This is a genomic window from Halomonas sp. EF61, from assembly GCF_040147045.1.
Classification (GTDB): domain Bacteria; phylum Pseudomonadota; class Gammaproteobacteria; order Pseudomonadales; family Halomonadaceae; genus Halomonas; species Halomonas litopenaei.
On sequence record NZ_JAMSHM010000001.1, the window covers coordinates 1,360,870 to 1,386,055 of the forward strand.

Annotated in this window: 23 protein-coding genes; 17 read left to right on the plus strand and 6 right to left on the minus strand. The window is 63.5% G+C overall.

Features of this window, described 5'->3' with window-relative positions; translation table 11 throughout:
- Positions 1–234: 234 nt before the first annotated feature.
- On the minus strand, positions 235–1,764 hold the full coding sequence (locus NFI08_RS05895; RefSeq protein ID WP_349587956.1) for a UxaA family hydrolase: 1,530 nt from the start codon (positions 1,762–1,764) through the stop codon (positions 235–237).
- 187 nt (positions 1,765–1,951) lie between these two features.
- Between NFI08_RS05895 and NFI08_RS05900 the strand changes: the two genes are divergently transcribed.
- The 10 genes from NFI08_RS05900 (at position 1,952) to ruvX (ending at position 11,202) form a co-directional block, all read left to right on the plus strand.
- A complete protein-coding gene (locus NFI08_RS05900; RefSeq protein WP_348827372.1) occupies positions 1,952–2,968 on the plus strand; it encodes a TRAP transporter substrate-binding protein in 1,017 nt (338 codons plus the stop codon).
- Positions 2,969–3,040: 72 nt separating this feature from the next.
- The gene (locus tag NFI08_RS05905; protein ID WP_045995214.1) at positions 3,041–3,544 is read left to right on the plus strand and encodes a TRAP transporter small permease; all 504 of its coding nucleotides are present in this window, start codon (positions 3,041–3,043) and stop codon (positions 3,542–3,544) included.
- A 7-nt stretch (positions 3,545–3,551) separates the two neighbouring features.
- Positions 3,552–4,814, plus strand: a complete 1,263-nt coding sequence (locus tag NFI08_RS05910; protein WP_052704569.1) for a TRAP transporter large permease — start codon at positions 3,552–3,554, stop codon at positions 4,812–4,814.
- 14 nt (positions 4,815–4,828) lie between these two features.
- Positions 4,829–5,818, plus strand: a complete 990-nt coding sequence (araD1, locus tag NFI08_RS05915) for an AraD1 family protein (protein WP_349587960.1) — start codon at positions 4,829–4,831, stop codon at positions 5,816–5,818.
- A gap of 22 nt (positions 5,819–5,840) precedes the next feature.
- Positions 5,841–7,421 carry an aldehyde dehydrogenase (NADP(+)) gene (locus tag NFI08_RS05920; RefSeq protein WP_349587963.1) on the plus strand — a complete coding sequence of 527 codons (1,581 nt, stop codon included), beginning with the start codon at positions 5,841–5,843 and terminating at the stop codon, positions 7,419–7,421.
- A gap of 146 nt (positions 7,422–7,567) precedes the next feature.
- Positions 7,568–7,912 (plus strand): hypothetical protein, encoded by a 345-nt coding sequence (locus tag NFI08_RS05925; protein WP_083970522.1) that lies wholly within the window; start codon positions 7,568–7,570, stop codon positions 7,910–7,912.
- A 381-nt stretch (positions 7,913–8,293) separates the two neighbouring features.
- Positions 8,294–8,953 (plus strand): CvfB family protein, encoded by a 660-nt coding sequence (locus NFI08_RS05930; protein WP_249742752.1) that lies wholly within the window; start codon positions 8,294–8,296, stop codon positions 8,951–8,953.
- Positions 8,954–9,072: 119 nt separating this feature from the next.
- A complete protein-coding gene (gene gshB, locus NFI08_RS05935) occupies positions 9,073–10,038 on the plus strand; it encodes a glutathione synthase (protein WP_349587967.1) in 966 nt (321 codons plus the stop codon).
- A 151-nt stretch (positions 10,039–10,189) separates the two neighbouring features.
- A complete protein-coding gene (locus tag NFI08_RS05940) occupies positions 10,190–10,747 on the plus strand; it encodes a YqgE/AlgH family protein (protein WP_045993847.1) in 558 nt (185 codons plus the stop codon).
- The gene (gene ruvX / locus NFI08_RS05945; protein ID WP_349587969.1) at positions 10,747–11,202 is read left to right on the plus strand and encodes a Holliday junction resolvase RuvX; all 456 of its coding nucleotides are present in this window, start codon (positions 10,747–10,749) and stop codon (positions 11,200–11,202) included. Before NFI08_RS05940 ends, ruvX begins: the two co-directional genes overlap by 1 nt.
- A gap of 91 nt (positions 11,203–11,293) precedes the next feature.
- On the opposite strand, the gene NFI08_RS05950 is transcribed toward ruvX, so the two are convergent.
- A complete protein-coding gene (locus NFI08_RS05950; protein ID WP_045993849.1) occupies positions 11,294–12,616 on the minus strand; it encodes an APC family permease in 1,323 nt (440 codons plus the stop codon).
- 83 nt (positions 12,617–12,699) lie between these two features.
- Entirely contained in the window at positions 12,700–13,512 is an 813-nt protein-coding gene (locus NFI08_RS05955; RefSeq protein WP_045993850.1) for a carbon-nitrogen hydrolase family protein, read from the minus strand.
- Positions 13,513–13,628: 116 nt separating this feature from the next.
- On the opposite strand from NFI08_RS05955, the gene NFI08_RS05960 reads away from it, so the two are divergent.
- Positions 13,629–14,435, plus strand: a complete 807-nt coding sequence (locus tag NFI08_RS05960) for a helix-turn-helix transcriptional regulator (protein WP_253029286.1) — start codon at positions 13,629–13,631, stop codon at positions 14,433–14,435.
- Between the two features lie 43 nt (positions 14,436–14,478).
- Here NFI08_RS05960 and pyrB read toward each other — a convergent pair whose 3' ends face one another.
- The gene (gene pyrB, locus NFI08_RS05965) at positions 14,479–15,507 is read right to left on the minus strand and encodes an aspartate carbamoyltransferase (RefSeq protein WP_108449436.1); all 1,029 of its coding nucleotides are present in this window, start codon (positions 15,505–15,507) and stop codon (positions 14,479–14,481) included.
- A 111-nt stretch (positions 15,508–15,618) separates the two neighbouring features.
- Positions 15,619–17,199 carry a sulfatase-like hydrolase/transferase gene (locus tag NFI08_RS05970; RefSeq protein WP_349587975.1) on the minus strand — a complete coding sequence of 527 codons (1,581 nt, stop codon included), beginning with the start codon at positions 17,197–17,199 and terminating at the stop codon, positions 15,619–15,621.
- A 115-nt stretch (positions 17,200–17,314) separates the two neighbouring features.
- Here NFI08_RS05970 and NFI08_RS05975 point away from each other — a divergent pair, with 115 nt between their 5' ends.
- The 5 genes from NFI08_RS05975 to NFI08_RS05995 all read left to right on the plus strand — a co-directional run bounded on the left by NFI08_RS05975 (position 17,315) and on the right by NFI08_RS05995 (position 22,794).
- Positions 17,315–18,109 carry a helix-turn-helix domain-containing protein gene (locus NFI08_RS05975; RefSeq protein WP_162816502.1) on the plus strand — a complete coding sequence of 265 codons (795 nt, stop codon included), beginning with the start codon at positions 17,315–17,317 and terminating at the stop codon, positions 18,107–18,109.
- Positions 18,110–18,243: 134 nt separating this feature from the next.
- Positions 18,244–20,118, plus strand: coding sequence for a TRAP transporter permease (locus NFI08_RS05980; RefSeq protein ID WP_349587979.1), 1,875 nt, complete (start codon positions 18,244–18,246; stop codon positions 20,116–20,118).
- 74 nt (positions 20,119–20,192) lie between these two features.
- Entirely contained in the window at positions 20,193–21,215 is a 1,023-nt protein-coding gene (locus tag NFI08_RS05985; RefSeq protein ID WP_349587982.1) for a TAXI family TRAP transporter solute-binding subunit, read from the plus strand.
- A gap of 199 nt (positions 21,216–21,414) precedes the next feature.
- Positions 21,415–22,311, plus strand: a complete 897-nt coding sequence (locus NFI08_RS05990) for a PhzF family phenazine biosynthesis protein (RefSeq protein ID WP_349587985.1) — start codon at positions 21,415–21,417, stop codon at positions 22,309–22,311.
- 78 nt (positions 22,312–22,389) lie between these two features.
- Positions 22,390–22,794 (plus strand): hypothetical protein, encoded by a 405-nt coding sequence (locus tag NFI08_RS05995; RefSeq protein ID WP_222516236.1) that lies wholly within the window; start codon positions 22,390–22,392, stop codon positions 22,792–22,794.
- A 94-nt stretch (positions 22,795–22,888) separates the two neighbouring features.
- On the opposite strand, the gene NFI08_RS06000 is transcribed toward NFI08_RS05995, so the two are convergent.
- A complete protein-coding gene (locus NFI08_RS06000; protein WP_349587988.1) occupies positions 22,889–23,908 on the minus strand; it encodes an MBL fold metallo-hydrolase in 1,020 nt (339 codons plus the stop codon).
- Positions 23,909–24,236: 328 nt separating this feature from the next.
- Here NFI08_RS06000 and feaR point away from each other — a divergent pair, with 328 nt between their 5' ends.
- The gene (gene feaR / locus NFI08_RS06005; RefSeq protein WP_349587991.1) at positions 24,237–25,169 is read left to right on the plus strand and encodes a transcriptional regulator FeaR; all 933 of its coding nucleotides are present in this window, start codon (positions 24,237–24,239) and stop codon (positions 25,167–25,169) included.
- The last annotated feature ends 17 nt before the right edge of the window (positions 25,170–25,186 follow it).

The window sequence follows — 25,186 nt, forward strand, 5'->3', positions numbered from 1 at the left end:
CCTGGCATCGGGCCTCGCAGGGGCGGTCTTTTCGTCGTCGGACAGACTGTCCTCGACCCATTTGGCCTTGGCCCCCCGGGGCCCGCAATACCCTGGCCGGCTAGCGTAAAGGACTGCATCGGCTGGACGTACATCCCCTGCCTGCGTATCGCTGTCAGGCGCAGGGGGCACTCGCGGCAAGCTTTCGTTGCGCTGGTGTCCGTGACCCATGGCCGCTGCAGTCAAGGCGTCGGCCTAGGTCACGGCGCCGACCATCCACGGGACGAACTCATTGTTGCCATACCCCAGGGTTTCGCTAGCGCTGGATTCGCCCGATGCGACCGCGATGATACGCTCGAAGATCATCTCGCCGACCTCTTCGACACTCGCCATGCCGTCAGCGATAACGCCACAGTTGATATCCATGTCTTCGGACATGCGTTCATACATGGCGGTATTTGTCGCGAGTTTGATGGACGGTGCCGGCTTGTAGCCTGATACCGAACCCCGCCCCGTCGTGAAGCACACCATATTGGAACCGGATGCGATCTGCCCTGTCACCGATACCGGGTCGTAGCCCGGGCTGTCCATGAAATTGAACCCCGGCTGCGTGCGTGGCTGGGCATACTCAAGTACGTCGTTGAGACTGGTCGATCCGCCCTTGGCGACGGCACCCAGCGATTTTTCCAGGATCGTCGACAGACCTCCGGCCTTGTTTCCCGGAGACGGGTTGTTATTCAGCTCGGCACCATTGATCTCTGTGTAGTGCTTCCACCAGGCGATGCGATCCAGGAGCTTGCTTGCCACGTCCTTGCTGATGGCTCGATCCAGGAGAAGATGCTCGGCGCCATAGATTTCGGGAGTTTCGCTGAGGATCACGCTCCCACTATGCTTGACGATGAGGTCCGCAGCGTGTCCGAGGGCTGGGTTCGCGGTGATGCCCGAGTAGCCGTCTGAACCGCCGCACTGAAGCGCCACGGTAAGGTTGCTGAGAGGGCTGGGTTGGCGCTCGGCTCTTGGATGGCTACGGGCCATATCGAGGATCTTCTCGCGCGCCAGTTCGATACTTGCCCTGGTGCCACCAACATCCTGGATATTGAAGTAGTAGAGACGAGATGTATCGGTCAATCCCGATTTTTCCACCAATTGCTTGACCTGATTGGTCTCGCAGCCGAGACCAATGATCAACACGAAGGCGAAGTTCGGGTGTCTTGCATAGCCTGCGATGACGCGCTCTAGAAAGGCGAAGCCTTCTGTTTCGGTATTCATGGCACAGCCGGAGCCATGGGTTACCGGAACGACTCCGTCATAGCCCAGGGCTTCGACCTCTCCGGATGCATTGAGCTGTTCTGCGGCCATTTTTGCGACCGTTGCCGAGCAGTTCACCGTGGAGAGGATGCCAATATAGTTTCTTGTTCCCGTCTGGCCGTCCGAGCGTAGGTAACCATTGAAATGCCGCTCGCTCTCGTCGGCGTTGGTCATCGCTGCCGGCGAAAATCCTTCCAGAGAAGTGGTCCGCTCGAGCATCGAAACGTTGTGCGTATGCACATGCTCGCCTTGAGCAATGTCACTGCTGGCGTTGCCGATGACCTGGCCATATTTGGTGATGCTGTCGCCAGCAGCGATTGCCTTCAAGGCAACCTTGTGGCCCGCGTCAATATTCTGCAAGGACAGGTTCGAATCGTCGTCAATCGGCATACCTTTCGGCAGGGCACGAGTGGCGACCCCGACATTGTCCTGGGGATGCAAACGAATGACAGCAGGCGTGTTGTTAATTAGCTGCATGGACGGCCTCTGGAAGAGAAATCACAAACTGGCGGAAAGCCTATCAGCTTTGGCAATCGTGGCGATTAGACTATAGTCTCACAAAATGGTCATTGCGCGCAATGACCATTTGCTTTAGCTTTGGCCCCGCATGCTGCCCGGTCGCCCTCACCAGGGCCGATAAAAAACAGCGACAACAGGTGACTCGATGAAACAAGCAAAAGCATTATTGACCGCTGCAACCTTCACGCTTTCAACAGGCGCCATGGTGTTTGCCGCTGGTACCGCTCACGCAGCGACCACGCTGCGACTTGGCCATACTTTCAATCCTGGTGAAGCTAGCTATGAATTGCTGGGTGAGCTGGGCGAACGGGTAGAAGAAAGGACCGATGGCGAGCTCAAGGTTCAGGTCTTCCCGAGTGAGCAGCTAGGTTCCGAGGTACAGCTGCTCCAGCAGTCCAAGAACGGCTCCATCGACATTGTCGTGCCGGGGTACTCCGGTGCCAGTACGCTTCTCCCCGCGATGGAGATTTCAAACGCGCCTTTCATCTTCCAGAGCTGGGATGAAGCAAGGCATATCCTCGAGGGGGAGGCCTATCAGCCGATCTTTGACGAGCTGAAGGAGCAGCATAACCTGGTACCTCTGGCAAAGACCTGGTACTGGGGCTGGCGCAACCTCACGTTCAACGGTGATGAGGTGCATAGCGTCGAGGATATGAAGGGCCTCAAGGTGCGCGTGCCCGAGTCGCCGGCGTGGGTAGAAATGGTAAAAGCCTTCGACGCCTCACCCACCCCGATTCCGTTCAGCGAGGTCTACCTGGCGCTCCAGCAGGGGACTGTCGATGGACAGGAGAATCCGATTCCCACCATCTATTCCCGCAAGTTCTATGAAGTTCAGGATCAACTGGTCATGAGCAGGCACATGCTGCAGAGCCAGGTTGTCCTGATGAACTCGCAGAAGTTCGAGTCACTGTCGGAAAGCCATCAGGAAATTCTCCAAGAGGTCGTTCAAGAGCTTGCCCAGGAGAACTACGAGCTGCAGACCGAGCGTGAAGGTTCCATGCTCGAAGAGCTTCGTGCGGGTGGCAACATCAACGTCATCGAAGATATCGACCGTGCCTCCTTCGAGGAAGCCGCAGTGCAAGCCAGGGAAAACCTGGTCGATCGCTGGGGTGAAGAAGACTATCGTCGCGTCATGACCGCGATTGAAAACTATCGCAACTAACTACTGCTACCTCCCGCCTTGCCTCGCCGAGTTGACGCGCTGGGCAAGGCGGCGATTGGTCAATGGTGATACATGACTAGTTTTCTCGTAAAAGTGAACAGCGGTCTGCTTGCGACCGAGAAGGTGTCCATCGGCGTGATCCTCGGTGTGATGGCACTGCTTCTCACACTGGGGGTGGCATTTCGATACATTCTTGGTGCTCCCTTTGTCTGGAGCGAAAGTGTGTCGAAACTATTGATTGTCTGGCTGACATTTGTCGGTACCAGTGTGGCTTTTGCTGAAAAGCAGCATATCACCGTAGATTCAGTGGTAGCTGCGATGCCGAGAAGCATAAGAAGTGTGGTACATACGCTGGTGCTCGTCCTTTCTATCGTGATTCTTGGCGCCATGGCGTTCCTCGGATACGAGTACTGTCAGACGGTTGCCAGCAGTACCTCTCCTATTCTGGGGATCTCGCTTGCCTGGTTCGCCTATGCGATGCCGATATTCTTTGTGTTCAGTGTTTTTCATTTAATGGTGAACGCTGTGGTCGAATGCTCTTTCAATGCATTCGAAACCGACATGGAAAATGTATAGGTGTGAAATGCTGATTATTATACTCGCTATACTATTTTCCCTGATCCTCCTTGGTATGCCGATCGCCCTGGCGATGCTCGGCGCCTCTGTCGTATCCATTATTTCTCTGGATATTCCGCTGAATGTTCTGGCTCAGCGGGTTTCTTCCGGGGTCGAATCCTTTCCACTGTTGGCAATACCGCTGTTCATGCTCGCCGGCGGCATCATGAACAAGAGTGGCATCAGCGAACGGCTTTTTGACTTTACACGGTCGCTGGTAGGCCACTTGAGAGGCGGGCTCGCCCACGTCAACGTTCTCTCCAGCGTCTTGATGGCGGGCATTTCCGGGTCTTCTCTTGCCGACTGTGCAGCCACCACGCGGGTCATGGTCCCGCAGATGGAGCGAAACGGCTACGATCGGGGGTTCTCGGTTGCGCTGACCGCCTCTTCTGCCACGCTGTCGCCGATCATTCCGCCTTCGATCCTGATGGTGGTGTACGGCTGGCAGGCCAATATCTCCATCGGCGATCTTTTCATTGCGGGCATCTTGCCAGGCCTTCTGATCGCCCTGCTGCTGACCCTTCTTATCACCGGTATCAGCGTCGTCAAGCAATACCCGAAGGATGAAGGCTTCCAACGTTCTCGCGTGGCCAGCTACTTCAAGAAGTCGGTATGGGCGCTACTGATGCCCGTGCTGATCATCGTTGGCTTTCGGATGGGGATCTTTACGGTTACCGAAGTTGCCGCTGTCGCTGTCGCGTATTCCTTCTTCGTCGGAAAGTTTGTCTACAAGACATTAAGCTGGAAGGATATGGGCGGGCTGCTTGTTTCAACATCTCGTGAAGCTGCTTCCATCCTGATTATTATCGCTGCCTCGGCCCCCTTGGCCTGGTCGCTGAGCATTCTGCAAGCGCCGCAGGAGGTGGTTACATGGATTACAGGGCTGACGGACGATCCGTTGATGGTGCTGTTGCTGCTTAACCTTGCGTTGCTGGTTATCGGCATGTTCATGGAAACCATCGCCGTGATCATCGTCCTCGTTCCGATCTTGATTCCGCTGCTGAACGCTCTGGATATCAGTCTCGTCCATTTCGGCGTCATCATGCTCTTCAATCTCTTGATCGGGCAGATCACTCCGCCTCTCGGGGTGCTGATGTTCGTGAGCTGTAATATCGCCAGGCTGAACACCTTGCAATTCCTGAGGTCCTCGCTTCCCTTCTTCCTGGTGCTGCTGCTTGCGCTGCTGGTTATTACTTATATTCCTGGCTTGTCCCTTGCGTTTATTAATTAACAAGGTAGATATTCATGCATATTGTACAAGTGGTAAACGATAGTAACGAGGTCGTTGCGGCTATCGTCAACGGCGATGAGCTTGAACTGCTGGCACAACCTCTCTACACCATTGCGCTTCATGCGGCGAACCAGGAGCGTAAACTGGACGCTGTGCTGTCCGAATTTCGCACGGATGCCACCCTGTCCTACGACAAGGCCATCAGCGATGGCCGTCTTCGCGCGCCGATCACCCACCCCGAGCCTGCCAACCTGCTGTTGACCGGGACCGGTCTGACCCATCTTGGCAGCGCGGCTCCGCGTAGCCAGATGCATGAAGGCGAGAACGTCGAGGCGAAGACGGCACAGCCCACCGATACTCAGCGCATGTTTGACCTGGGTGTCGCCGGAGGGAAGCCCGCAGCAGGCGAGGTCGGTGCGCAGCCTGAATGGTTCTACAAGGGCACGGGTCATACGCTACGCGCCCCTTTTGCCGAGATCACGATGCCGGACTTCGCCCTGGATGGTGGGGAGGAAGCCGAGCTTGCCGGGATTTACATCGTTAATGACCAAGGCCGAATCTTCAGAGTCGGCTTCTCCCTGGCAAACGAGTTTTCCGATCATGTGACGGAAAAACAGAACTACCTGTATCTGGCGCATTCAAAACTGCGCGATTGCAGCATCGGTCCCGAGATCTTCGTTGGCGAACTCCCCGAGGAGATCAAGGGAAATGTGTCATTGCATCGGGGTGGCGAACAGCTTTGGCATCGCCCCTTCATGAGCGGTGAAAAGCACATGTGTCACTCGGTGAGCAACCTTGAATACCACCATTTCAAGTATGCAACCTTTTGTCAGCCGAACCAGTTGCATGTTCACTTCTTTGGCGCCGCGGTACTGAGCTTCGGTGATGATATTGCCCTTGAAGATGGTGATGAAATGCGTATCGAGTGTGATATCACCACGCGCCCGTTGAGCAATGTGCTGAAGCGCGTGTCAGCTTCAAAGCCGGTAATCGAGTCGCTTTAAGGCAAATTTTCAAGGAGTTTTTATGTATTCATTGGAAGGAAAGCAGCTGATCGGCAGCCAGGCCATCGAGGCCAAGGGCGAGCCCATCCACGCCGTCAACCCGGCCACCGGCGAGACCCTCGAGCCTGGCTACAAGGCAGGTTCCAAGGCCGAGGTCGAGCGCGCCTGCGAACTGGCCTGGGCGGCCTTCGATAGCTACCGCGAGACCGGCCTCGAGGCCCGTGCGACCTTTCTCGAGACCATCGCCGAGGAGATCGAGGCGCTCGGTGACGCCCTGATCGAGCGCGCCATGGCCGAGTCCGGCCTGCCCCAGGCACGTCTTGAGGGCGAACGTGGCCGCACTTGCGGTCAGCTACGTCTGTTCGCCTCGGTGGTGCGTGCCGGCGAATGGCTCGACGTGCGGCACGATCCGGCCCTGCCGAACCGTGAACCGATGCCGCGGGTCGACCTGCGCCAGCGCCACATCGCTCTGGGTCCGGTGGCGGTGTTCGGCGCCTCCAACTTCCCACTGGCGTTCTCGGTGGCCGGCGGCGACACCGCATCCGCCCTGGCTGCCGGCTGCCCGGTGGTGGTCAAGGCCCACTCGGCCCACCCCGGCACCTCCGAGCTGGTCGGCCGCGCGCTGCAGAAGGCGGTGGCTCGCTGTGAACTGCCGGAAGGTGTGTTCTCGCTGCTGTTCGGTTCCGGTCGCGAGGTCGGCCAGGGCCTGGTCAGCGACGCGCGGATCAAGGCGGTGGGCTTCACCGGCTCGCGCAGCGGTGGCACCGCCCTGATGAAGACCGCCCAGGCGCGTCCCGAGCCGATCCCGGTGTACGCCGAGATGAGCTCGATCAATCCGGTGTTCCTGCTGCCCGAGGCGCTCAAGGCCCGTGGCAAGGCGCTGGGCGAGGCCTTCGTCGGCTCGCTGACCATGGGTGCCGGCCAGTTCTGCACCAACCCGGGGCTGGTGATCGCGGTCAAGGGCGAGGCGCTCGACGGCTTCGTCGAGGCCGCCGCCGAAGCGGTCAAGGGCGCAGGTGCCCAGACCATGCTGACGCCGGGCATCCACGACGCCTACACCCAGGGCGTCAACACCCTGGGCGGCAGCGACAAGGCCCGTGAAGTGGCGCGCGGCCCCCAGGGCGACGGACCCAACCAGTGCCAGGCCGGCCTGTTCGTGGCCAAGGCCAGCGACTTCCTCAATGATGAGGCGCTGCAGGCCGAGGTGTTCGGTTCGACCTCGCTGGTGGTCGAGTGTGCTGACCTGGACGAAGTCAAGGCACTGGCCGAGGGGCTCGAGGGCCAGCTGACCGCGACCCTGCAGATGGACGACGGCGACATCGACGCGGCCCGTGGCCTGCTGCCGATCCTCGAGCGGCGTGCCGGTCGGGTGATGGCCAACGGCTGGCCCACCGGGGTCGAGGTGTGCCACGCCATGGTCCACGGTGGCCCCTATCCGGCCACCTCTGACTCGCGCACCACCTCGGTCGGCAGCGCCGCCATTTACCGCTTCCTGCGCCCGGTGTGCTATCAGAACCTGCCGGACGCCCTGCTGCCGCAAGCGCTCAAGGACGGCAATCCGCTGAACGTCAGCCGCCTGGTGGATGGCAAGCGCGAGAGCTGAGCCTTTCCCATCAGTCGCTGTCGATGAAGAAAATCACCATCATTGAGGTGAGCGCTGGGCGCCCGGATCGAGTAGCTTGTAAGGGATAGCGTCTACCCAACTACCCTGAAATGGGTATTCCTGCCCGCTGATGAAGGAGAAGGATGATGGCGAGACGTCGTGCAGCCTCCCCGATGGCTCAATGGGGTACGCCCCTTGGCTACTGGATGATGGGGATGAAGATGACCCAGATGCTGGTCGAGGCCCAGATGGTGATCGGCATGCGACTGATGGGGATGAAAGGGTTCTGGTCGGTGGCTCCCGGCGAGGACCTGCGCATGGTCACCGAGAAGATGACGGCCTTTACCCAGGCCGCCATGGCCGCCCAGCGGGCGGCGATCAGTGGCCGCAGCCCCGACCAGGTGCTGACGGCGGCGATCAAACCCTTGGGGCGCAAGACATCCTCCAACACCCGGCGGTTGAGCAAGCGAGGGCCGAGCTGGCCGACCTGAGCGTCGTTGCACAGGCGTTCGTCTCAAAGGCAGGGTACAGGCCGTCTGTGGACCTGACCATTTGGGTGTGAGCTTGCGGGTATGAGCTTGCAGGCGTCAGCTTGCAGGCGTCAGCAAGGCAAGTGCCGCGGGCTGTATCATATGCCCGCGGCAGTCGCCATAATGGGGCTGCACATTCTTGCGGAACCCCTCTCCATGTCCGATTCCCGCCGTCGCGGTACTCCGCCGCGCTCCAGCAACGACAAGCCGTCTTCGCATCGCTCTTCGAACAGCGCCTCGAACGACGCTGCGAACAGCCGCTCTCGAAGTGCTGCCGGCAAGTCCTCGCGGTCGACCTCGTCGGGACGATCTCGTCAGGGCCACGGCTCACCCAAGGTCGCCATGGGTGAGGTGGCGGATCTGCGGGTGGTGCAGGTCACCGACTTCGGCGCCTTTCTCGACTGGGGCCACGAGCGTGACCTGCTGCTGCCACTCAGCGAACAGCGCCTGACGCCGGCCGTGGGCCGGCGTGTACTGGTCAAGGTCAGCGAGGACCGCAGTGGACGGCCGGTTGCTTCCCAGCGTCTCGAGCGCTACATCACCGATCACAGCGATGACCATCGTGCCGGCGATGAGGTCGCCCTGGTCATCGCCGACACCACCGACCTGGGGGTCAAGGCGGTGGTCGATCACCGCTGTTGGGGGCTGATCTATCACGATGAGATCAGCCGCCCGCTGCGCCGCGGCCAGCGCCTGACAGGCTACGTCAAGCGGGTGCGCGAGGATGGCCGGCTGGACTTGTCGCTGCTGCCGCCGGGCTCGGCCCGTCTGGACGTGGTCGGCGAACAGGTGCTCAAGGCACTGCGCGACGCTGGCGGCTACCTGCCGCTGTCGGACAAGAGTCAGGCCGCCGAGATCAAGGCGCGCCTGGGCGTCAGCAAGAATGCCTACAAGCAGGCCATCGGTCGGCTCTACAAGCGACGCCTGATCATCATCGAGGACAGCGGGGTGCGCCTGGCGCCCAGGGACTCAGGCGCCACCGCGACCAGCGACGGCGACTGAAGTGAGTCTGAATCGGCGTGTCGCCGGGTGAAGGCAAGCGGCCGACAGCGACTGACCTTGGTGGTGCCTGGGGTGTCGGGCATACTTGACGGCATCTACCGCTAGCGGACGACCCCCGAATGACCAATCGCCTCCTTCGTGTCGGCGTGGTGATGGACCCCATCGACCAGCTGACCTACAAGAAAGACACCAGTCTCGCCATGCTGTGGTCCGCTCAGGATCGCGGCTGGTCGCTTTCCTACATGGAACAGGAAGACCTGTTCCTCAAGGAAGGCCGCGCCTTTGCCCACCAGCGCCCGCTGAAGGTCCACCGCGACCCGCAGCACTGGTTCGACCTGGGCGAGGTCGAGTCGCGGCCGCTGGCGGAGCTCGACGTCATCCTGATGCGCAAGGACCCGCCGGTGGATGGCCACTTCCTCAACGCCGTGCATCTGCTGGCCTTCGCCGAGCGCGAGGGCGTGCTGGTGGTCAACCCGACCCGGCCGCTGTTCGAGTGCAACGAAAAGCTGTTCGCCCAACAGTTCCCGCAGTGCTGCACACCGACCCTGGTGTCCTGTCGCGACAGCGAGATCCGCGCCTTCCAGGCCGAGCACGGCGACGTCATCTTGAAGCCGCTGGACGGCATGGGTGGCAGCGGCATCTTCCACATCGGCCCCGAGGGGCGGAACCTGGGGGCGGTGATCGAGACCCTGACCGAACGTGGCCGGCGCCAGATCATGGCCCAGCGTTTCCTTCCCGAGATCAAGGACGGTGACACCCGCATCCTGCTGGTGGACGGCGAACCGGTGCCCTATGGTCTGGCGCGGATCCCTTCCGCCGGCGAGACCCGCGGCAATCTGGCCGCCGGCGGTCGCGGCGTCAGCCGCGAGCTGACCGATCGCGACTACTGGCTGGTCGAACAGGTCAAGCCGGTTATCAAGGAGAAGGGCCTGATGTTCGTCGGCCTCGACGTGATCGGTGACTACATCACCGAGATCAATGTCACCAGCCCGACCTGCGTGCGCGAGATCGATGACCAGCGCGGCACAGACATCGCCGGCCTGCTGATGGACGCCATCGAGCGTCGCCTGGCGGCGCGCGGCTAGACCGTCGATCACGTCGAGTTTTCCCCACAGTCACTGAGCGCCATGCCCCCGGATGGTACACTGGGGGCATCCTGCCGGGCCGTCGGGGCGACGACTCGCCCTGAGGCCTGGCCACGCATCTGGACGGCGCGCAAGACCGCCTGGGAGTCACATGCAAAGCTTGAAGAACCATTTCCTGATGGCCATGCCCCATCTGGAAGACCCGAACTTCGCCGGGACGCTCAGCTACCTGTGCGACCACGACGAGAACGGCACCATGGGCGTGATCGTCAACAAGCCCACCGACCTGACCCTCGACGCCCTGTTCGAGCAGCTCGAGATCAGCGTGGAAGAAGCGGCCAACGCCCAGGCCCCGGTGTACTACGGTGGCCCGGTGCACAAGGATCGCGGCTTTATCCTGCACTCGGGCTCCGCCGAACCCTGGGATTCGAGCATCCAGGTGACCGACGATATCGCCCTGACCACCTCCATGGACATGCTCCAGGCGCTGGCCAAGGGCGAGGGCCCCGAGCGCTTTCTGGTGTGCCTGGGCTGCGCCGGCTGGGAGTCCGGTCAGCTCGAGAACGAGCTGATGGACAACGCCTGGCTGACCGTGGAAGGCCGCGCCAACGTGCTGTTCGAGACGCCGCCGGAGCAGCGCCTGTCGGCCAGCGCCGGGATCCTCGGCATCGATCTCAACCTGATGACCCGCGAGGCCGGGCACGGCTGATGGCCAGTCGCAAGCGTGAGGCGGGAGAGCGCCTGATCCTGGCCTTCGACTTCGGCACCCGGCGCATCGGCGTATCGGTGGGCAACGAGCTGTTGCGCAGCGCCAGGGAGCTCGAGCCGCTGCCGGCCCGGGATGGCATTCCCGATTGGCAACGGGTGAGTGCGCTGGTCGAGGAGTGGCAGCCCGATCGTTTTGTGGTCGGCCTGCCGCTCAACATGGACGGCAGCGAGAGCGAGATGAGCACCCGCGCGCGCAAGTTCGGCAAGCGGCTGTTTGGCCGCTACGGGGTCGAGTGCGAGATGTTCGACGAGCGCGGCACCACCCGGGAGGCCAAGGCCATCGCCCGGGAGCAGGGACACGGGGGAAATTACCGCAAGGAAAGTGTCGACGGCATCGCCGCGGTGCTGATCCTGGAAGGCTTCTTTGCCCGGGAGGAAGGGTTGCCGAGCCGCTGAGGTCGCCACTGTTGCACCGAACTTGTGAAGCATCCAAAAAGCCCGAGGTCTTGGCCTCGGGCTTTTTTCGGGGCAATCGACCCAGGCAGGTTCAACCCTCCAGGCTTAGCTCCGGTGTCGCCTGGCGGAAGCCGCGGGTCAGCCAGGCCAGCCACGCCAGGCCGCAGGCCAGCCAGATCCCGCCCAGCATCAGCGCGGAGCGGTCCAGGCTGGCCATCAGCCACAGGATCGCCAGCAGACCGATGGTCGGCGCGACGAGGAAGTACAGGCTGTCGGCCAGGCCGCGTCGGCCCTGCTTGATGTAGTAGTGGGCGATCACCGACAGGTTGACCAGGGCGAAGGCCAGGAAGGCCCCGAAGTTGATGAAGGAGGCCGCCGAGAGCACGTCCATGGTCAACGCCAGCAGCGCCACCACGCCGCTGAGTATCAGGCCACCGGTAGGCGTGCCGAAGCGTCCCAGGCGCCCAAGCAGGCGGGTCGACAGGACGCCGTCGCGGCCCATGGCGTAAAGCAGTCGCGAGCCGCTGGCCTGGGCCGCGATGCCGGAGGCAAACTGGCCGACGACCAGGCCGATCAGAAAGATCGAGACGAAGACGTCTCCGCCGATATTGCGGGCGATCTCGTAGGCGGCGGCGTCGGCATTGGCGAACTCGTAGCCCGGCGCGGCGAGCTGCACGAAGTAGGACACCAGGATGAAGATCAGGCCGCCCAGCAGGGTGATCAGCAGGATGGCACGGGGCAGGGTCCGCTCGGCGTCGCGGGTCTCCTCGGTCAGGGTGGTCACCGCGTCAAAGCCGAGAAAGGAGTAGCAGGCGACGGCGGCGCCCGCCATCAGCAGTGGCATCTGGGGGCTGTCGGCGCTGCCGAGGAAGGGCGTCAGGCTCCACAGCGGCTGGCTGGGGTCCCCGAGCACGTAGTGCACCGCCAGGGCGACGAAGGCGGCGATCACCAGCACCTGAACCAGCATCAGCACGCTGTTGACCAGGCTCGCTAGTTTGAGGCCGATGATATTGATGAAGGTGGTGACCGCGATAAAGGCGATCAGCCACACCGGCACCGGCACGGACGGAAAGGCCGAGTGCAGATAGGCGGCACCGATCAGCCAGATCACCATGGGCAAAAACAGGTAGTCCAGCAGGATGGCCCAGCCGGCCATGAAACCCAGTCGATCGTTGATGGCGTGGCGCACATAGGCGTAGGCGGAGCCGGCCACCGGGTAGGCGCTGGCCATGCGGCCATAGCTGTGGGCGGTGAACAGCATGGCGATCAGTGCCGCCGCGTAGGCGCCGGATACCGCGCCTTCGGAGACCACCGCCAGCACGCCGAAGGTGCCGAGGACGATGATCGGTGTCATGTAGGCAAGGCCGAATAGAACGACCTGCCACAGGCCGAGTTGGGGCTTGGAGTGAGACATCTTGGGGCTCGCGTTATGGTTGTTGGTGATGGACAGTCGGGTCAGGCAAACATGGTCAGGCAATCATGGTCAGGAAGGCCGGGTCAGATGAGGCGGAAACCGGGGCCTCGCGAGTCGTCGTCGCGCTGAAGGTCCAGCGAGACGCGTCGATCGGCCAGGTAGTCATAGTCCCGCCGGGCACGATTCAATAGCTCGAGGTCGAGCGATACCAGGTGGACCCCCGCGTCGCGATCGGCCTCGAACAGGGTCTCGCCAAGCGGCGAATACGCCGCGCTGTGGCCGGCGAAGGTCAGGCCGGCGCCCTCACCGCAGCGGTTGGCCATGGCGACAAAGCACTGGTTGTCCTGGGCGCGGGCCTGGGCGGCGCGGGCGTGTACCGGGCCGTAGGGGTCCATGTTGCCGTTGGTCACCAGCATCAGGTCGGTGCCCAGCGCGCCCAGGGCCCGTGCGGTCTCGGGGAATTCGATGTCGTAGCAGATCATCAGCCCCAGGGTCAGCCCGCGCCAGCGGGTGACACCGATGCGCTGGCCCAGGCCGACCAGCTCCCGCTCATCGGGCCACAGGTGGGTCTTGCGATAGGTGAGGGCGATGCCATCTTCCGGGGTGATCAGTAGCGTGGTGTTGTAGACACCATCGGCGGCCCGCTCGAGCAGGCCGATGGCCAGGGCGCAGTCGTGGTCACGGCTGGCCTGGATCAGACGAGCCACCTCCGGGCCATCGAGCGCCAGGGCACGATCGTCGACGTGGTCTTGTTCGGCGAAGCCGCTGAGATGCGTTTCGGGAAAGACCACCAGCGACACCTGGTCGCCGTGGCGTTCCAGGGTGCTCAGGGCGGCGTCCAGGTTGGCCTCGATGTTTCCCTCGATGCCGGGAAGTTGTGCCAGGGCTATCTGCATGGAAGACTCCACAGCCGTTGTTGTCGGTTGGCGTTTTATAGAATGTCAGTATCCTCTATTCACCGAGGCTGCCTATTCCATGGCAGGGTTACCCCCATAGGGTGAGGCGCCGTCAGATGTCGCAGAACAGTGAGGAAGGAACCACGGGAATGCTCGAGGCGATGGGCTGGCATCGCGACTTCGCGCGCCTGCTGGCACGCCTGGAAAGTGAAGACTTCTGGGAGGCCGTCAGCCGCACCCTGGCGCGCCACATCGTCTACAACACCTGGGTGGCGCTGGTCTTCCACGCCGACCAGCCGCCGACCATCCTGGCCGAAAGCGACGAGGACGACGGCGCCGATGAAGGCCTGTTCGAGGACTACCAGCGCGGCCTGTATCTGCTGGATCCCTTCTATGTCGCCGCCCGTGACAATGGCCTCGATGGCCTGGTAACGCTGGATGACGTGGCCCCGGCACGGTTCACCGCGACCGAGTACTACCGGCGTTACTTCCGGCGCAATATCGTCAGTGACGAGGTGCAGATCAATCGGTCACTGGGCGCTGGTCGTACCCTGTGCCTGTCGCTGGGTTCCACCCGAACCTTCCTGCACAGCGAAATCGGCCTGCTGCAGCTGGTCGAGCCCTGGCTCGGTGAGCTGATGCGACTGCGCATGCACTTCGAGCGCTGCGGCGAGACGCCCGGCCCACACCCCTGGCATCCGCACCGAGGTGGCGTCGAAGAGACGGCGACCCGCTTCGGGCTGACCGATCGCGAGCGCGAGGTAAGCCAGTTGATGCTGGGCGGCGGGTCGACCAAGGAGATCGCCCGACGCCTGTCCATCTCGGTGGAGACCGTCAGGGTCCACAAGAAGCACCTGTACGCCAAGCTCGGGATCAACACCCAGGCCGAGCTGTTCTCGCGCTTCTGGCAGGAGCGCCCCTGAGCCTGTGGCGCCGGCGCCAGGCTCCCGCCTGGCACCGCCGCAGCTAGAACTTGGCGTCGTCGACACCGACGCTGCCCGGCACAAACCAGGGCACGTCGCGCAGGTCGCGCTCGATCAGGTGCTCGACCTTGAGCAGGGTGGCGAAGATCGCCATGCGCACCGGAATGCCGTTGTCGGTCTGGCGGAAGATCGCCAGGCGCGGGTCGCCGTTGAGGTCGACGTCCAGATCATTGGCCTCCGGACGGCTGTCCCGGGGCAGCGGGTGCATGATGATGGTGGACGGATTGCAGCGGCTGTCCATGAAGGCGCGGTGGACGGTGAAGTCCCGCGACAGGTTGAAGCCTTCGCTCATCTCGGCGGTGAAGCGCTCCTTCTGGATGCGGGTGGTGTAGACCACGTCGACATCGGAGAAGTCCCCGGCCAGGCTCTCGCGTACCTCCACGTCCAGGCCCTGGCGGCTGACCCGCTCGATCAGGTGGTTGGGCATCTCGAGCCCCGGCGGCGCCACCAGGGTCACGCGCATGGGCGCGTAGAGCGCCAGCAGCTTGATCAACGAGTGCACCGTACGGCCGTACTTCAGATCGCCGGTCATCAGCACATGGGCACCCTTGAGGGTCTTGCCCTGGCGGCTGAATTCCTTGTCGATGGTGTAGAAGTCCAGCAGCGCCTGGCTCGGGTGCTCGCCGGGGCCGTCACCGGCGTTGATCACCGGCACATGGGTGGCGCTGGCGAACTCGGCCACCGAGCCCTGATCCGGGTGACGCATGACGATGGCGTCGCAGTAGCCGGCCATCACGCGGCTGGTGTCGTAGAGCGATTCGCCCTTGGCCATCGACGAGAAGGTGAAGCCGGTGGTGTCGCAGACGCTGCCGCCGAGCCGCGAGAAGGCGGTGTGGAAGCTGACGCGGGTACGGGTGCTGGCCTCGAAGAACAGGTTGCCGAGCACCGCGCCTTCCAGCACCCGGGTGACCTTGCGTCGCTGGGCGACGGGTTCCATGGTGGCCGCCACCCGCATCAGGTGATCGATATCGTCGCGGGACAGGGAGTCGATGGAGAGCAGGTGGGACATCACGGCGGCCTCGGCAGTGGGAACGGGCGCTAGTGTACCGCTGGTGCACACTGAGTTCAGCCTTGGCCGCCCTCCCGTCGCCAACTTCATGACCCCGGCCCCGTTCTCGCGTCATCACCACAGGCCGAACAGATAGCCCCGCTGATGGGCCATGCCGGTGCGCTCTTCCACCAGCTGGTTGCTGACGGTGACACGACCACGTCGTTGCCTGGCCCAGTCTCCCAGCGCCCTGTGCAACTGCTCGCGCACTTCGTGCAGGTGCTCTGCCGTGCCCAGATCGTCGAGCTCCTGCGGGTCCTGGGCAAGGTCGAACAGCTGAGGCCGGTGGTGGGCGTAGTGAATGTACTTCCAGCGGCCATCGGTCACCATGAAGGCGCGGGCCTGGTCCGGCTCCAGCGCCAGCGAGCGTCTGGCCGGTCGCCAGGCGAAGTCTGCCTCGCTGAAGGCGTAGTGGCGCCAGTCGGCCGGTGTCTGGCCCTGGACCAGCGGGGCTAGCGAGCGCCCCTCCAGGCGATGATCGAAGGTGTGGCTGTCGCCACCGGCAAAGTCGATGAAACTGGGCACCAGGTCGATGGCCTCGACCAGTCGTTCACAGGTTTGACCGCGTCCGCCGTCTGCCTGTGGGCGGGGGTCGACCACGATCATCGGGATGCGCGCGCTGGGCTCATGGAACATCTCCTTCTCGCCCAGCCAGTGGTCGCCAAGGTAGTCGCCGTGATCCGACGTCAGCACGATCACGGTATTGTCGCGCTCGCCGCGTTCGTCCAGAAAGCGCATCAGCCGACCGATGTGATCATCGAGCTGAGTCACCAGGCCCATGTAGGTTGGCACCACGCCTTGGCGGACCTCGTCCCGGGCGAATGCCTGGGACTCCGAATGCTGCATGAAGGCCTCCAGCACCGGGTGTGGCTGCTGGCGCTCGTGCTCGGCGCGGACCGCCGGGAGCATGTCCTCGGGGGAGTAAAGGGCATGGTAGGGCGCCGGTGCCATATAGGGCCAATGGGGCTTGATGTAGCTGAGATGAAGGCACCAGGGCTGGTCCGACGCCTCGGCAATGAATGCCATGGCGCGATCGGTGGTATAGGCGGTTTCCGAGTGTTCTTCCTTGACCCGGGCGGGCAGATGACAGTGGCGCATGTACCAGCCGCTGAGGGGCTCGCCGTCCTCTCCCTCGGCGGAGTTGGCGGCGTCATGCCAGGGATTGTCGCCGGCGTAGCCGTTGCGCCTCAGGTAGACGTTGTAGGGCAGGTCGGGGTCCGCCGACTGGTCGGGGTGCAGGCCGTCGTCGCGTTCATAGGGTTCGAACCCGCATTCACTGATCAGGACGCCTCGGGAAGATTGCGGATCCAGTCCCAGGCGGCGCATGCCTTCGTCGTCGCGCCGCATATGGGTCTTGCCGATCAGTGCGACCCGGTAGTCCAGCGGCCGCAGGTAGTCGCCCAGGGTATGTTCGTCGACCCGCAGGGGCACGTTGTTGTAGCTGGCGCCATGGCTGCTGGCATAACGGCCGGTATAGAACGACATGCGAGAAGGACCACACACCGGAGCCTGACAGTAGGCACGGGTGAAGTTGACGCCTTGCCTTGCCAGGGCATCGATGTTGGGGGTTCTGATGGTCGGATGACCATTGCAGCCCAGATAGTCGGCGCGCAACTGGTCGGCCATGATGAAAAGCAGGTTGGGTCGTGAACGCATGGGCAGGCTCGCGATAGAGTGGAAGGGCATGGCTCTACTGTTGACTCTGAATCACGCCGCGTGCAATTTCGCTTTTCACCAGGTGAAATCCAACGCAGACGCCGGACCCCTTGTCATGACCAAGCAGATTCGTGCTCTCTCCCGCGGGCTGGAAGTGGTCCAGGCCATTCATGACGCCGGGACGCCGCTGTCCCTGGGGGAGCTGCACCGGGCGACCGACATCGATCGAGCGACCTTGCTGCGTATCCTCGCCACCCTGGCCCAGGCCGGCTGGGTCTATCGGGGAATGGGGGATCGATGTTATCGACTGACCTACAAGCTGCACGACATGGGCATTGGCGTCAGCGTGCACGACGCCATCGCTGAAGTGGCCGCGCCGGTACTGGATCGCTTGCAGTGCGACCTGCACTGGCCGTCGGATGTCGGCGTCTACCATCGAGGTGGCATGACCATCATCGAGACGTCGCGGCGTCGCAGCGTGCTGGTGGTCAATCGAGAAGTCGTGGGCTACCGCCCGGGTATGCTCAAGTCGGCCATGGGGCGCGCCTATCTGGCTTACTGCGAGCCTAGGCGGCTGGAGAGCATTCTGGCCGGTCTGCGCCAGCAGGGCGGTGAAGACGCGGTGCTGGCCGCCGATGGTGACTACGTGACCCGGACGCTGTCGGAGGTGCGCCGGCGTGGCTTCGCGGTCAGGGACCCTTCCATCGCCACCGCGGCCGAAGATGTGGATGACGAGTTTCGTGCCATTGCGGTACCGATCGTGGTGCTGGGCGAGGTGCAAGCCACCCTGAACCTTGTGTGGCTGGCTACCGCCCAGTGGGCGCCGGAGACCGAGGTGCAGTATGCACAGCGGCTGAAGCCCGCCGCCGAGGAACTGGCCCAGCTATTTTACGAGCACCAGCTCTATTGAGTGGCGAGGTCGCGCCTAATGATACGTTGGTCGAAATTTTCACCCAGTGAAAAGACCGGCTGTGACGGGGGTCGTCGGGCGGCTAGAGTCGAGGGCATAACGATAATGACCCGGGATACGTCCCAGGAGAGCCCATGACTGTTGCACGCCACTCGACGGCCCTGCCTCTGGCAGGCCGCCTCAGAGCCTTTCTGTTTTTCGTCTTTGCCCTCGCGCTGGTTGGCGGTGCGCTCTATACCGCGCGCTTCGGCATCTACAACGAGACGCTTTCCCGGGTCGGTGGGCTCGGGCTCGGCATCCTGCTGCTGCTGACTCGTCCCGGTGCCGACCGAACCCTGCCGCGGTTGCTGTTCGACCTGCTGTTGACGGCAATCTTCAGCGCTGCGCTGGTGCGCTACGCGATGATCGCTCCCGAGCTTGAATTCGGCCTCTACTTTCTGGTGCCCATCGATGTTGTGCTGGGGGGCGGCGCGATGCTGGTGCTGCTCGAGATGGCCAGGCGCGCGGTGGGGCTGCCGCTGGTGCTGGTATGCCTGGTGGCCATCGGCTATGCCCTGGCCGGCGATTGGCTGGGAGGCGCCATCGGCCACGCCGGGGTCGACCTCAGTGGGCTGATGCTGACGTTGTGGTACAGCTTTGATGGGGTCTTCGGCCGGCCGCTTGCGGTGGTGGTCGGGACCATCGTGGTGTTCATCATCTTTGGCGTGCTGCTCGAGGCGCTGGGGGCGGGGGATGTGCTGCTCAAGCTGGCCATGCGTGGGCTGGGCCGGATCAGAGGAGGCGCGGCCCACGCTGCGGTGCTCGCCAGTGCGCTGTTCGGCTCGGTTTCCGGCAGCGCGGTGGCCAACGTGGTCGGCACCGGCGTGGTCACCATTCCGATGATCAAGCGACTGGGTTTTTCCGCCCGCTTCGCCGGGGCGGTGGAGGCCGCGGCGTCCAGCGGGGGGCAGATCATGCCGCCGATCATGGGCGCGGTGGCCTTCATCATGGCGGACCTGACCGGTATTCCCTATCTGTATATCTGTATCGCCGCGCTGCTGCCGGCGCTGCTTTACTATCTCAGCCTGTTTGCGTGCATCTCTGTCGAAGCCCGGCGTGCCGGGATTCCTCCCCTGGCAAGCGACGAGTTGCCGCGCATGGGGCGATCCGACCTCGGCATGCTGGCGGTGTTCCTGTTGCCGCTGGGGTTGATCATCGTCATGTTGATCGCGGGTAGCTCACCGGCCATGGCCGGGTTCTGGGCGGTGGTCGTCGCCGTGCCGCTGGGGCTCCTCGCCAACCCCCAGGCACGCAGGCTGTCGACCTTTGGTGAAGCCTTGTCGGGTGCCGCCACCGCCAGTGCCAAGATTCTGGTCGCCGTGGCGGCGGTCGGTGTGGTGGTCGGGGTCATGAACCTGACCGGGCTGGGGCTGCGCTTTGCCTCGGCGGCCCAGGCGCTGTCCGAGGGATCGCTGCTGCTGTCATTGCTGGTCATGGCGCTGGCCTGCCTGGTGCTGGGCATGGGCATGCCGACGGTCCCCGCCTACCTGATCATCATCCTGGTCATGGGACCTGCGGTGCAGGCCCTTGGCGTGCCGACGGTGGCCGCTCATCTGTTTGTCGTCTACTTCGCCGTGATGTCATCGATCACGCCACCGGTGGCGCTGGCCGCCTACGCCGCGTCACCGATCGCCGGCGCCAATCCAATGGGTATCAGCGTCAGCGCGGTCCGCCTGGCCTTGATGGGGTTCCTGGTGCCTTTCGCCTTCGCCTACAGCCCCTCGTTGCTGCTGATCACCGAGTTCTCGCTGCTCGAGCTGTGCTGGGTGCTGGTGCGTCTGGGCATCGCGATGTGGATGCTGGCGGTGATGATCGGCCGTGGCGTCTGGTGGGCCGCCGCTGCGGTGGTCGGTGCGGTGGTTCTGGTGCTGCCCTGGTTCTGGCTTCAGCTGGCGGTGGTGGCGGCGCTGCTGGCGTGTGAACTGCCGCGTCGACTGATCCGCCGTAGCCCGCCGCGTATCGCGCCATGAGCCGAGGGGCTCTGGTTCATCGTCTCAGCCCGCGCGATGCGGGCGTTTTTACCCGTGCTGTCGAGGAGTCTCCCATGTCGCTGTCTCGTCTCTCGCTACTTGCTCCGCTCGGAGCGGCGCTGGTGCTGTCCTCCAGTGTCCTGGCCGCTGAAAATCTGCGCCTTTCCACGCTGGGGCCCGGCACCTCGCCCTATATCGTCATGAACACCTTTGCCACCCTGGTCAACGAGCAGGTGGAGGGGTATCAGGTACAGGTCAATGCCACCGGTGCTGCCACTCGACATGCGGTGGAAACCGCCCAGGGGCGTTCGGACTTCTTCATGTCTTCCCCCAACCTGTTTCACATGCTGGCCACCGAGACCGGACCCTACCGAAGCGTTGCCGGGGTGGGGCAGTTCGCCGACAAGCTGCGTACGGTGTTCAATTTTCCCATGGGCTACTACCACGTGGTGACCCATGCCGACGATGGCATCGAATCCTTTGCCGATCTGGCCGGCAAGAAGGTGTTTCTGGGTCCGCCAGGCGGGGCTGCCTACCAGACCTCGCGCATGTTTATCGAAGGCATGGCAGGGCTTTCGCCCGAGGACGACTACGATGTGGTGAGCCTGGGTTGGGATGCGGCGGCCCAGAGCTTTCAGGACGGCCACATCGATGTCTATTTCAACCCGACCTTGCCGCCGAGTCCGGTGATTACCCAGTTGACGTTGACGCAGCAGGTGCGGTTGCTGGGGATACCCGATGACAAGCTCGAGGATCCAGCGATGGCGCCGGTGCTCGAACGTCCCGGCTTCCGGCTGGGCGCCATCCCGGAAGGCACCTATGGCCCCAATCAACTCGCCAAGGGCGATATCCGTACCGTGGGGGTGACGGTGGGGCTGGTCACCCGCGAAGATATGCCCGAGGAGGCGATCTACCGCATGACAAAGGCTTTCTGGGAAGGGCTCGATGAACGCGCGGGACAGATCCCGGTACTCAAGAACATTCGCCTCGAGGATGCCTTTCTCGACATCAACACTCCCTTGCACCCCGGCGCCCTGCGCTACTACCGCGAGCAGGGCATGGAGATTCCCGAGGTGGCCCTTCCGCCGGAGGCATGAGTGGGCCCGGAAGGGTGAATGGTGCTGGCGTCGCGGGCGCCATCGACGGCTCGACATCACTGCGTTGACTTTGCCGTAGAGGGGTTTGCCCGTTCGCGCGCTGGCAAGGTGGACGCCGGGGCCTCTATGCTGGAAGGCGCCACCGGTGTCGGGCGCCTGTTGCCTGGCCCGGGTCTACCAAGTCCAAGTGGAGCCGCCTATGCTGCCGTCCCTGACCCGCTACTACCTGCTCGATGTGTTCACCGACCAACCGTTCGCCGGGAATCCACTGGCGGTGTTTCTCGACGCCGACGGTATCGCGGGGGAGCGCATGCAGGCCATCGCCAACGAGCTGAACCTGGCCGAGACGGCCTTCGTCGGGCGGGCCCAGGCGAGCCGGCATTTTCCGGTACGTATCTTCACTCCTCACCGCGAGCTGCCGTTTGCCGGCCATCCGAGCATTGGCGTGGCTCATCTTATCGCCGCCCAGGGGCTGGTGAATGCTGGCGAGGTCAGCGCCGATAGCCCGGTCATCCTGGATCTGGCTGGCGGGCCGCTCAAGGTGACCTACGAGGGCGACCTGGCACGCTTCAAGATGGCGCGCGCGCCGGAGGTCGGCACCAGCACGCTGGGCCAGTCCAGCGCAGCGGAGCTGGCCGGGCTCGAGCTCGATGACGTCGCCGCGGACCCGGTCCAGGCCTCCTGCGGACTGCCGTACCACCTGGTCGAGCTGGCCAGTGCCCAGGCGCTGGCGCGGCTGGCGCTGGACGGCGAAGCCTGGCAGCGCCATGTGTCACCCAGCGCCGTGGAGCAGGTCTACTTCTATGTGCGCGAGGCCAAGGAATCCGGCGAGATTCACGCACGCATGTTCTCGCGCCACGCCGGCAGCTTTGTCGAGGACCCCGCCACCGGCAGCGCGGCGGCGGCGCTGGCGGGCTTTCTGGGACAGCAGTCGAAGAGCCAGGGCAACAACTGGCGCATCCACCAGGGCGAGGCGATGCACCGCCCAAGCCAGATCCACGCCCGCGCCACCCGCGACGACAAGGACAAGGTCACCGTCGAGATCGCGGGGCAGGCGGTGCTGATGGGCGAGGGCGGTCTCTATCCTCGTGACTGAGGCATCGTCCTTGGTGATCGAGGCGTTACCGAAGCTCGCGCCTTTACTACCCAGTCACTGCACTTTCTGGAGTCTTGCATGACCCGTCATCTGGTCCTGGCCTTCGTTGCCGGCTTTCTCGCCGTGCTGTGCTTCCACCAGCCGGTAGTGGGGCTGTTGCACGCCTACGGGGTGATCCCCTTTGCCCCCTATTCCACCTCACCCGCTGCCCCCCTGGGCGTGCCGGCCTGGTTTTCGGCAAGCTTCTGGGGTGGCGTCTGGGGGCTTGTGATGATGCTGGTGTTCGCGCTCAGACGGATCGATCAGGGGGGCTGGTGGAAGGCAGGGTTGTTTGGCGGCATCGCCCTGACCCTGGTGGCCATGCTGGTGGTGTTCCCGCTCAAGGGGCGCGGCATCGACCCGGCGATCTTCCCCATCGGCTTTCTGGTCAACGGCGCCTGGGGCCTCGGCACCTGGATGTTCGTGCGCGCCTGGCGTCAGTAGATACGTTCCTCTGGAACGACAGCGGCCCCGTCTGGAAACAGGCGGGGCCGCTGTCGTTGATGACTGATCGGGGTCGTTACGGAGTGACTGCGGACTACTCGAAGACGTCACCGTCATCGGCCAGCTCGACCGCGCCCGGGTAGGCAGCGGTGATCTCGTCGATCAAGGTCTGCTCGGAGGCGCCCAGCAGCAGCGGGTGGATCATCACCAGCAGGTCCGGGTCGACCTGACGGGCAACCTCCGCCAGTTGGCTCGGTGAGGTGTGGGCGTGCAGCATGTACTCCTGCCATTGTTCCGGCAGCGATTCCAGACCGCTCTGGGACATGACCTCATGCAGCAGAATGTTGGCACCCTGGGCATGCTCGATCAGGCTCTCGCTGTAGGAGGTGTCGCCGGAGATGACGATGGTCTTGTCCGGGGCCTCGATGCGATAGCCGAAGGCCTCGCCGGCTTCCCAGCTGCCGTGGGGCACGTCGAAGGCGCTGATGGTGACGTAGTGGTCTTCATAGACCACCCCGGGTTCGGAGCCGATTTCGGTGACAACGCCGGTATAGGGTGCCTCCTTGCCGATCGGCAGGCTGCCCAGGCGATGCTGGATATCCGGCTGATAGGCCTCGATCACCCCGTCGACGATCTGCCGGGTGCCCCTGGGGCCCCAGACCTGTACCGGAGTGGTGCGCTCCAGCACCCAGCCGCGCAGCAACAGCTCAGGAATCCCCAGCACATGGTCCGAGTCCAGGTGAGTCAGGAACAGGGTGTCGAGAAAGGTCGGGTACATGAAAGTCGGGTATTCCGGCGAATCCGGAAACAGCCCGGCCTTGTCGCCGCTCTGGAACTGACTGAGGGTCTCCATGAAGCCGGCCCCGGCGTCGAACAGGTAGACCTCGTCACGATTGACGATGACCGCCGTGGCCGTACCCGCGCGGTCAGGCAGGATGTTGGGCGTGCCGGTACCCAGGGTGACGACCCGGGTCGGGGCCTCGAGGGCATCGGCGCTGACCTTCTCGATCGGGCCATCGCTGTTGCTGCCCTGGGCCACCGAGGGGGAGCTCAGCGCCAGACCGGCGAGCAGGGGCAGGGCGGGCAGACAGAAACGGATAAGGGGAGTGGGCATGGGGCACCTCTTGTTGATACGGCATCTTGTTGTTGGTCGCTTCCTGTCGTCACCGAAGCCGCGTCGTCCGTAGCGCTCGAACCTGACTCGGTATCGCGTGCAACCGTTATCCTCGAGCCTCGCCCAGCCTGGCAGTGCTGTCTTGCCTGTACCTGCCGAGCGACTTGTTCATATCTGCCAGAGGAAGGTTTTTTACGCGCTCGGGCGGTCGGGCACGGTCAGTACTGGCTGTCACGGCAATGGCGACGCACAATTCCCTTGAGAATGAAACTTTCCCAGAACCAACAACAATGATCCGGCGAGAGCCTGCCTGCGCCTGGAGTGGTAGATGACCACAATGACAAGATCCGGTGGCGATGATGTCGGTTTCGATGGCTGGTTGCATCGGCTGAGGGGAATCTGCGGTGCCTTCGAGGCGCAGCGCAGCGAGGAGCGCTTTGTCGGCCAGGTGGCGAGCCTTGAATCCGGCCCGCTGGCAATCGCCCGGGTCCGCTCCAACGCCGGTGCGATCTGGCGCGGTAGACCCCGGGCCGATCGTGAGCGGGACGACTGCTGTTTCTTGATCCTGCAGCGACGGGGAAGGGCAGAGTTCGTGCAGGATGGACGCCTGCTGGCACTGTCGCCCGGCGAGCTGGTGCTGCTGGATGCCGCTCGGGCCTGCGAGATCAAGCCTATTGGGGCGGTCGAGCACCTGTCCTTCCATCTACCGCGGGCCCCGCTGCTGGCTGGACTCGCCCTGGGGCGGGTGCCCTTCGCCAAACCCAGTCTGCAGGGCCCCAGCGCCAATTTACTGACCATCGCGATCGAGCAGGTGGCGAGTCGCTGGCACCAGCGGCTCGATGATCCCGCCGAGGGCGAGGCGCTCGGCGGTGCCATGGTGGCGCTGCTGGCGCCGTTGCTGCGCGGCCAGGTCACCCTGGATGCGCCCCGTCAATGGCGTTTCGAGGCGGCCTGCCGATTGATCGAGAAGGCCCTGGCGGACCCCGCGCTAGGTCCGGAGCGTATCGCCGCACACCTGGGCATATCGCTGCGCCAGCTCTATCGTCTTTTCGAGCAGGAGGGCGAGAGTGTGGGGCGTTACCTGCGGAGGAGGCGCCTCGAACGGGCCGCCGAAGCGCTGGCCAGCCCCGAACTTGCATCACGCAGTGTCACCGATATTGCCTACGCCCACGGCTTTTCCGACTCGGCGCATTTCAGTCGCGTATTCAAGAAGGCTTACGGCCTCTCGCCGAGGACCTATCGCCAGGCCGCCAAGCGGTAAGTCCTGCGTGCTGTTCG

Excerpts from the sequence above, each read along its gene's own strand:
- NFI08_RS05895 (WP_349587956.1), bottom strand. The coding sequence starts at position 1,764 with ATGCAGCTAATTAACAACACGCCTGCTGTCATTCGTTTGCATCCCCAG.
- NFI08_RS05900 (WP_348827372.1), top strand. The coding sequence starts at position 1,952 with ATGAAACAAGCAAAAGCATTATTGACCGCTGCAACCTTCACGCTTTCA.
- NFI08_RS05905 (WP_045995214.1), top strand. The coding sequence starts at position 3,041 with ATGACTAGTTTTCTCGTAAAAGTGAACAGCGGTCTGCTTGCGACCGAG.
- NFI08_RS05910 (WP_052704569.1), top strand. The coding sequence starts at position 3,552 with ATGCTGATTATTATACTCGCTATACTATTTTCCCTGATCCTCCTTGGT.
- araD1 (WP_349587960.1), top strand. The coding sequence starts at position 4,829 with ATGCATATTGTACAAGTGGTAAACGATAGTAACGAGGTCGTTGCGGCT.
- NFI08_RS05920 (WP_349587963.1), top strand. The coding sequence starts at position 5,841 with ATGTATTCATTGGAAGGAAAGCAGCTGATCGGCAGCCAGGCCATCGAG.
- NFI08_RS05925 (WP_083970522.1), top strand. The coding sequence starts at position 7,568 with ATGGCGAGACGTCGTGCAGCCTCCCCGATGGCTCAATGGGGTACGCCC.
- NFI08_RS05930 (WP_249742752.1), top strand. The coding sequence starts at position 8,294 with ATGGGTGAGGTGGCGGATCTGCGGGTGGTGCAGGTCACCGACTTCGGC.
- gshB (WP_349587967.1), top strand. The coding sequence starts at position 9,073 with ATGACCAATCGCCTCCTTCGTGTCGGCGTGGTGATGGACCCCATCGAC.
- NFI08_RS05940 (WP_045993847.1), top strand. The coding sequence starts at position 10,190 with ATGCAAAGCTTGAAGAACCATTTCCTGATGGCCATGCCCCATCTGGAA.
- ruvX (WP_349587969.1), top strand. The coding sequence starts at position 10,747 with ATGGCCAGTCGCAAGCGTGAGGCGGGAGAGCGCCTGATCCTGGCCTTC.
- NFI08_RS05950 (WP_045993849.1), bottom strand. The coding sequence starts at position 12,616 with ATGTCTCACTCCAAGCCCCAACTCGGCCTGTGGCAGGTCGTTCTATTC.
- NFI08_RS05955 (WP_045993850.1), bottom strand. The coding sequence starts at position 13,512 with ATGCAGATAGCCCTGGCACAACTTCCCGGCATCGAGGGAAACATCGAG.
- NFI08_RS05960 (WP_253029286.1), top strand. The coding sequence starts at position 13,629 with ATGTCGCAGAACAGTGAGGAAGGAACCACGGGAATGCTCGAGGCGATG.
- NFI08_RS05970 (WP_349587975.1), bottom strand. The coding sequence starts at position 17,199 with ATGCGTTCACGACCCAACCTGCTTTTCATCATGGCCGACCAGTTGCGC.
- NFI08_RS05975 (WP_162816502.1), top strand. The coding sequence starts at position 17,315 with ATGACCAAGCAGATTCGTGCTCTCTCCCGCGGGCTGGAAGTGGTCCAG.
- NFI08_RS05980 (WP_349587979.1), top strand. The coding sequence starts at position 18,244 with ATGACTGTTGCACGCCACTCGACGGCCCTGCCTCTGGCAGGCCGCCTC.
- NFI08_RS05985 (WP_349587982.1), top strand. The coding sequence starts at position 20,193 with ATGTCGCTGTCTCGTCTCTCGCTACTTGCTCCGCTCGGAGCGGCGCTG.
- NFI08_RS05990 (WP_349587985.1), top strand. The coding sequence starts at position 21,415 with ATGCTGCCGTCCCTGACCCGCTACTACCTGCTCGATGTGTTCACCGAC.
- NFI08_RS05995 (WP_222516236.1), top strand. The coding sequence starts at position 22,390 with ATGACCCGTCATCTGGTCCTGGCCTTCGTTGCCGGCTTTCTCGCCGTG.
- NFI08_RS06000 (WP_349587988.1), bottom strand. The coding sequence starts at position 23,908 with ATGCCCACTCCCCTTATCCGTTTCTGTCTGCCCGCCCTGCCCCTGCTC.
- feaR (WP_349587991.1), top strand. The coding sequence starts at position 24,237 with ATGACCACAATGACAAGATCCGGTGGCGATGATGTCGGTTTCGATGGC.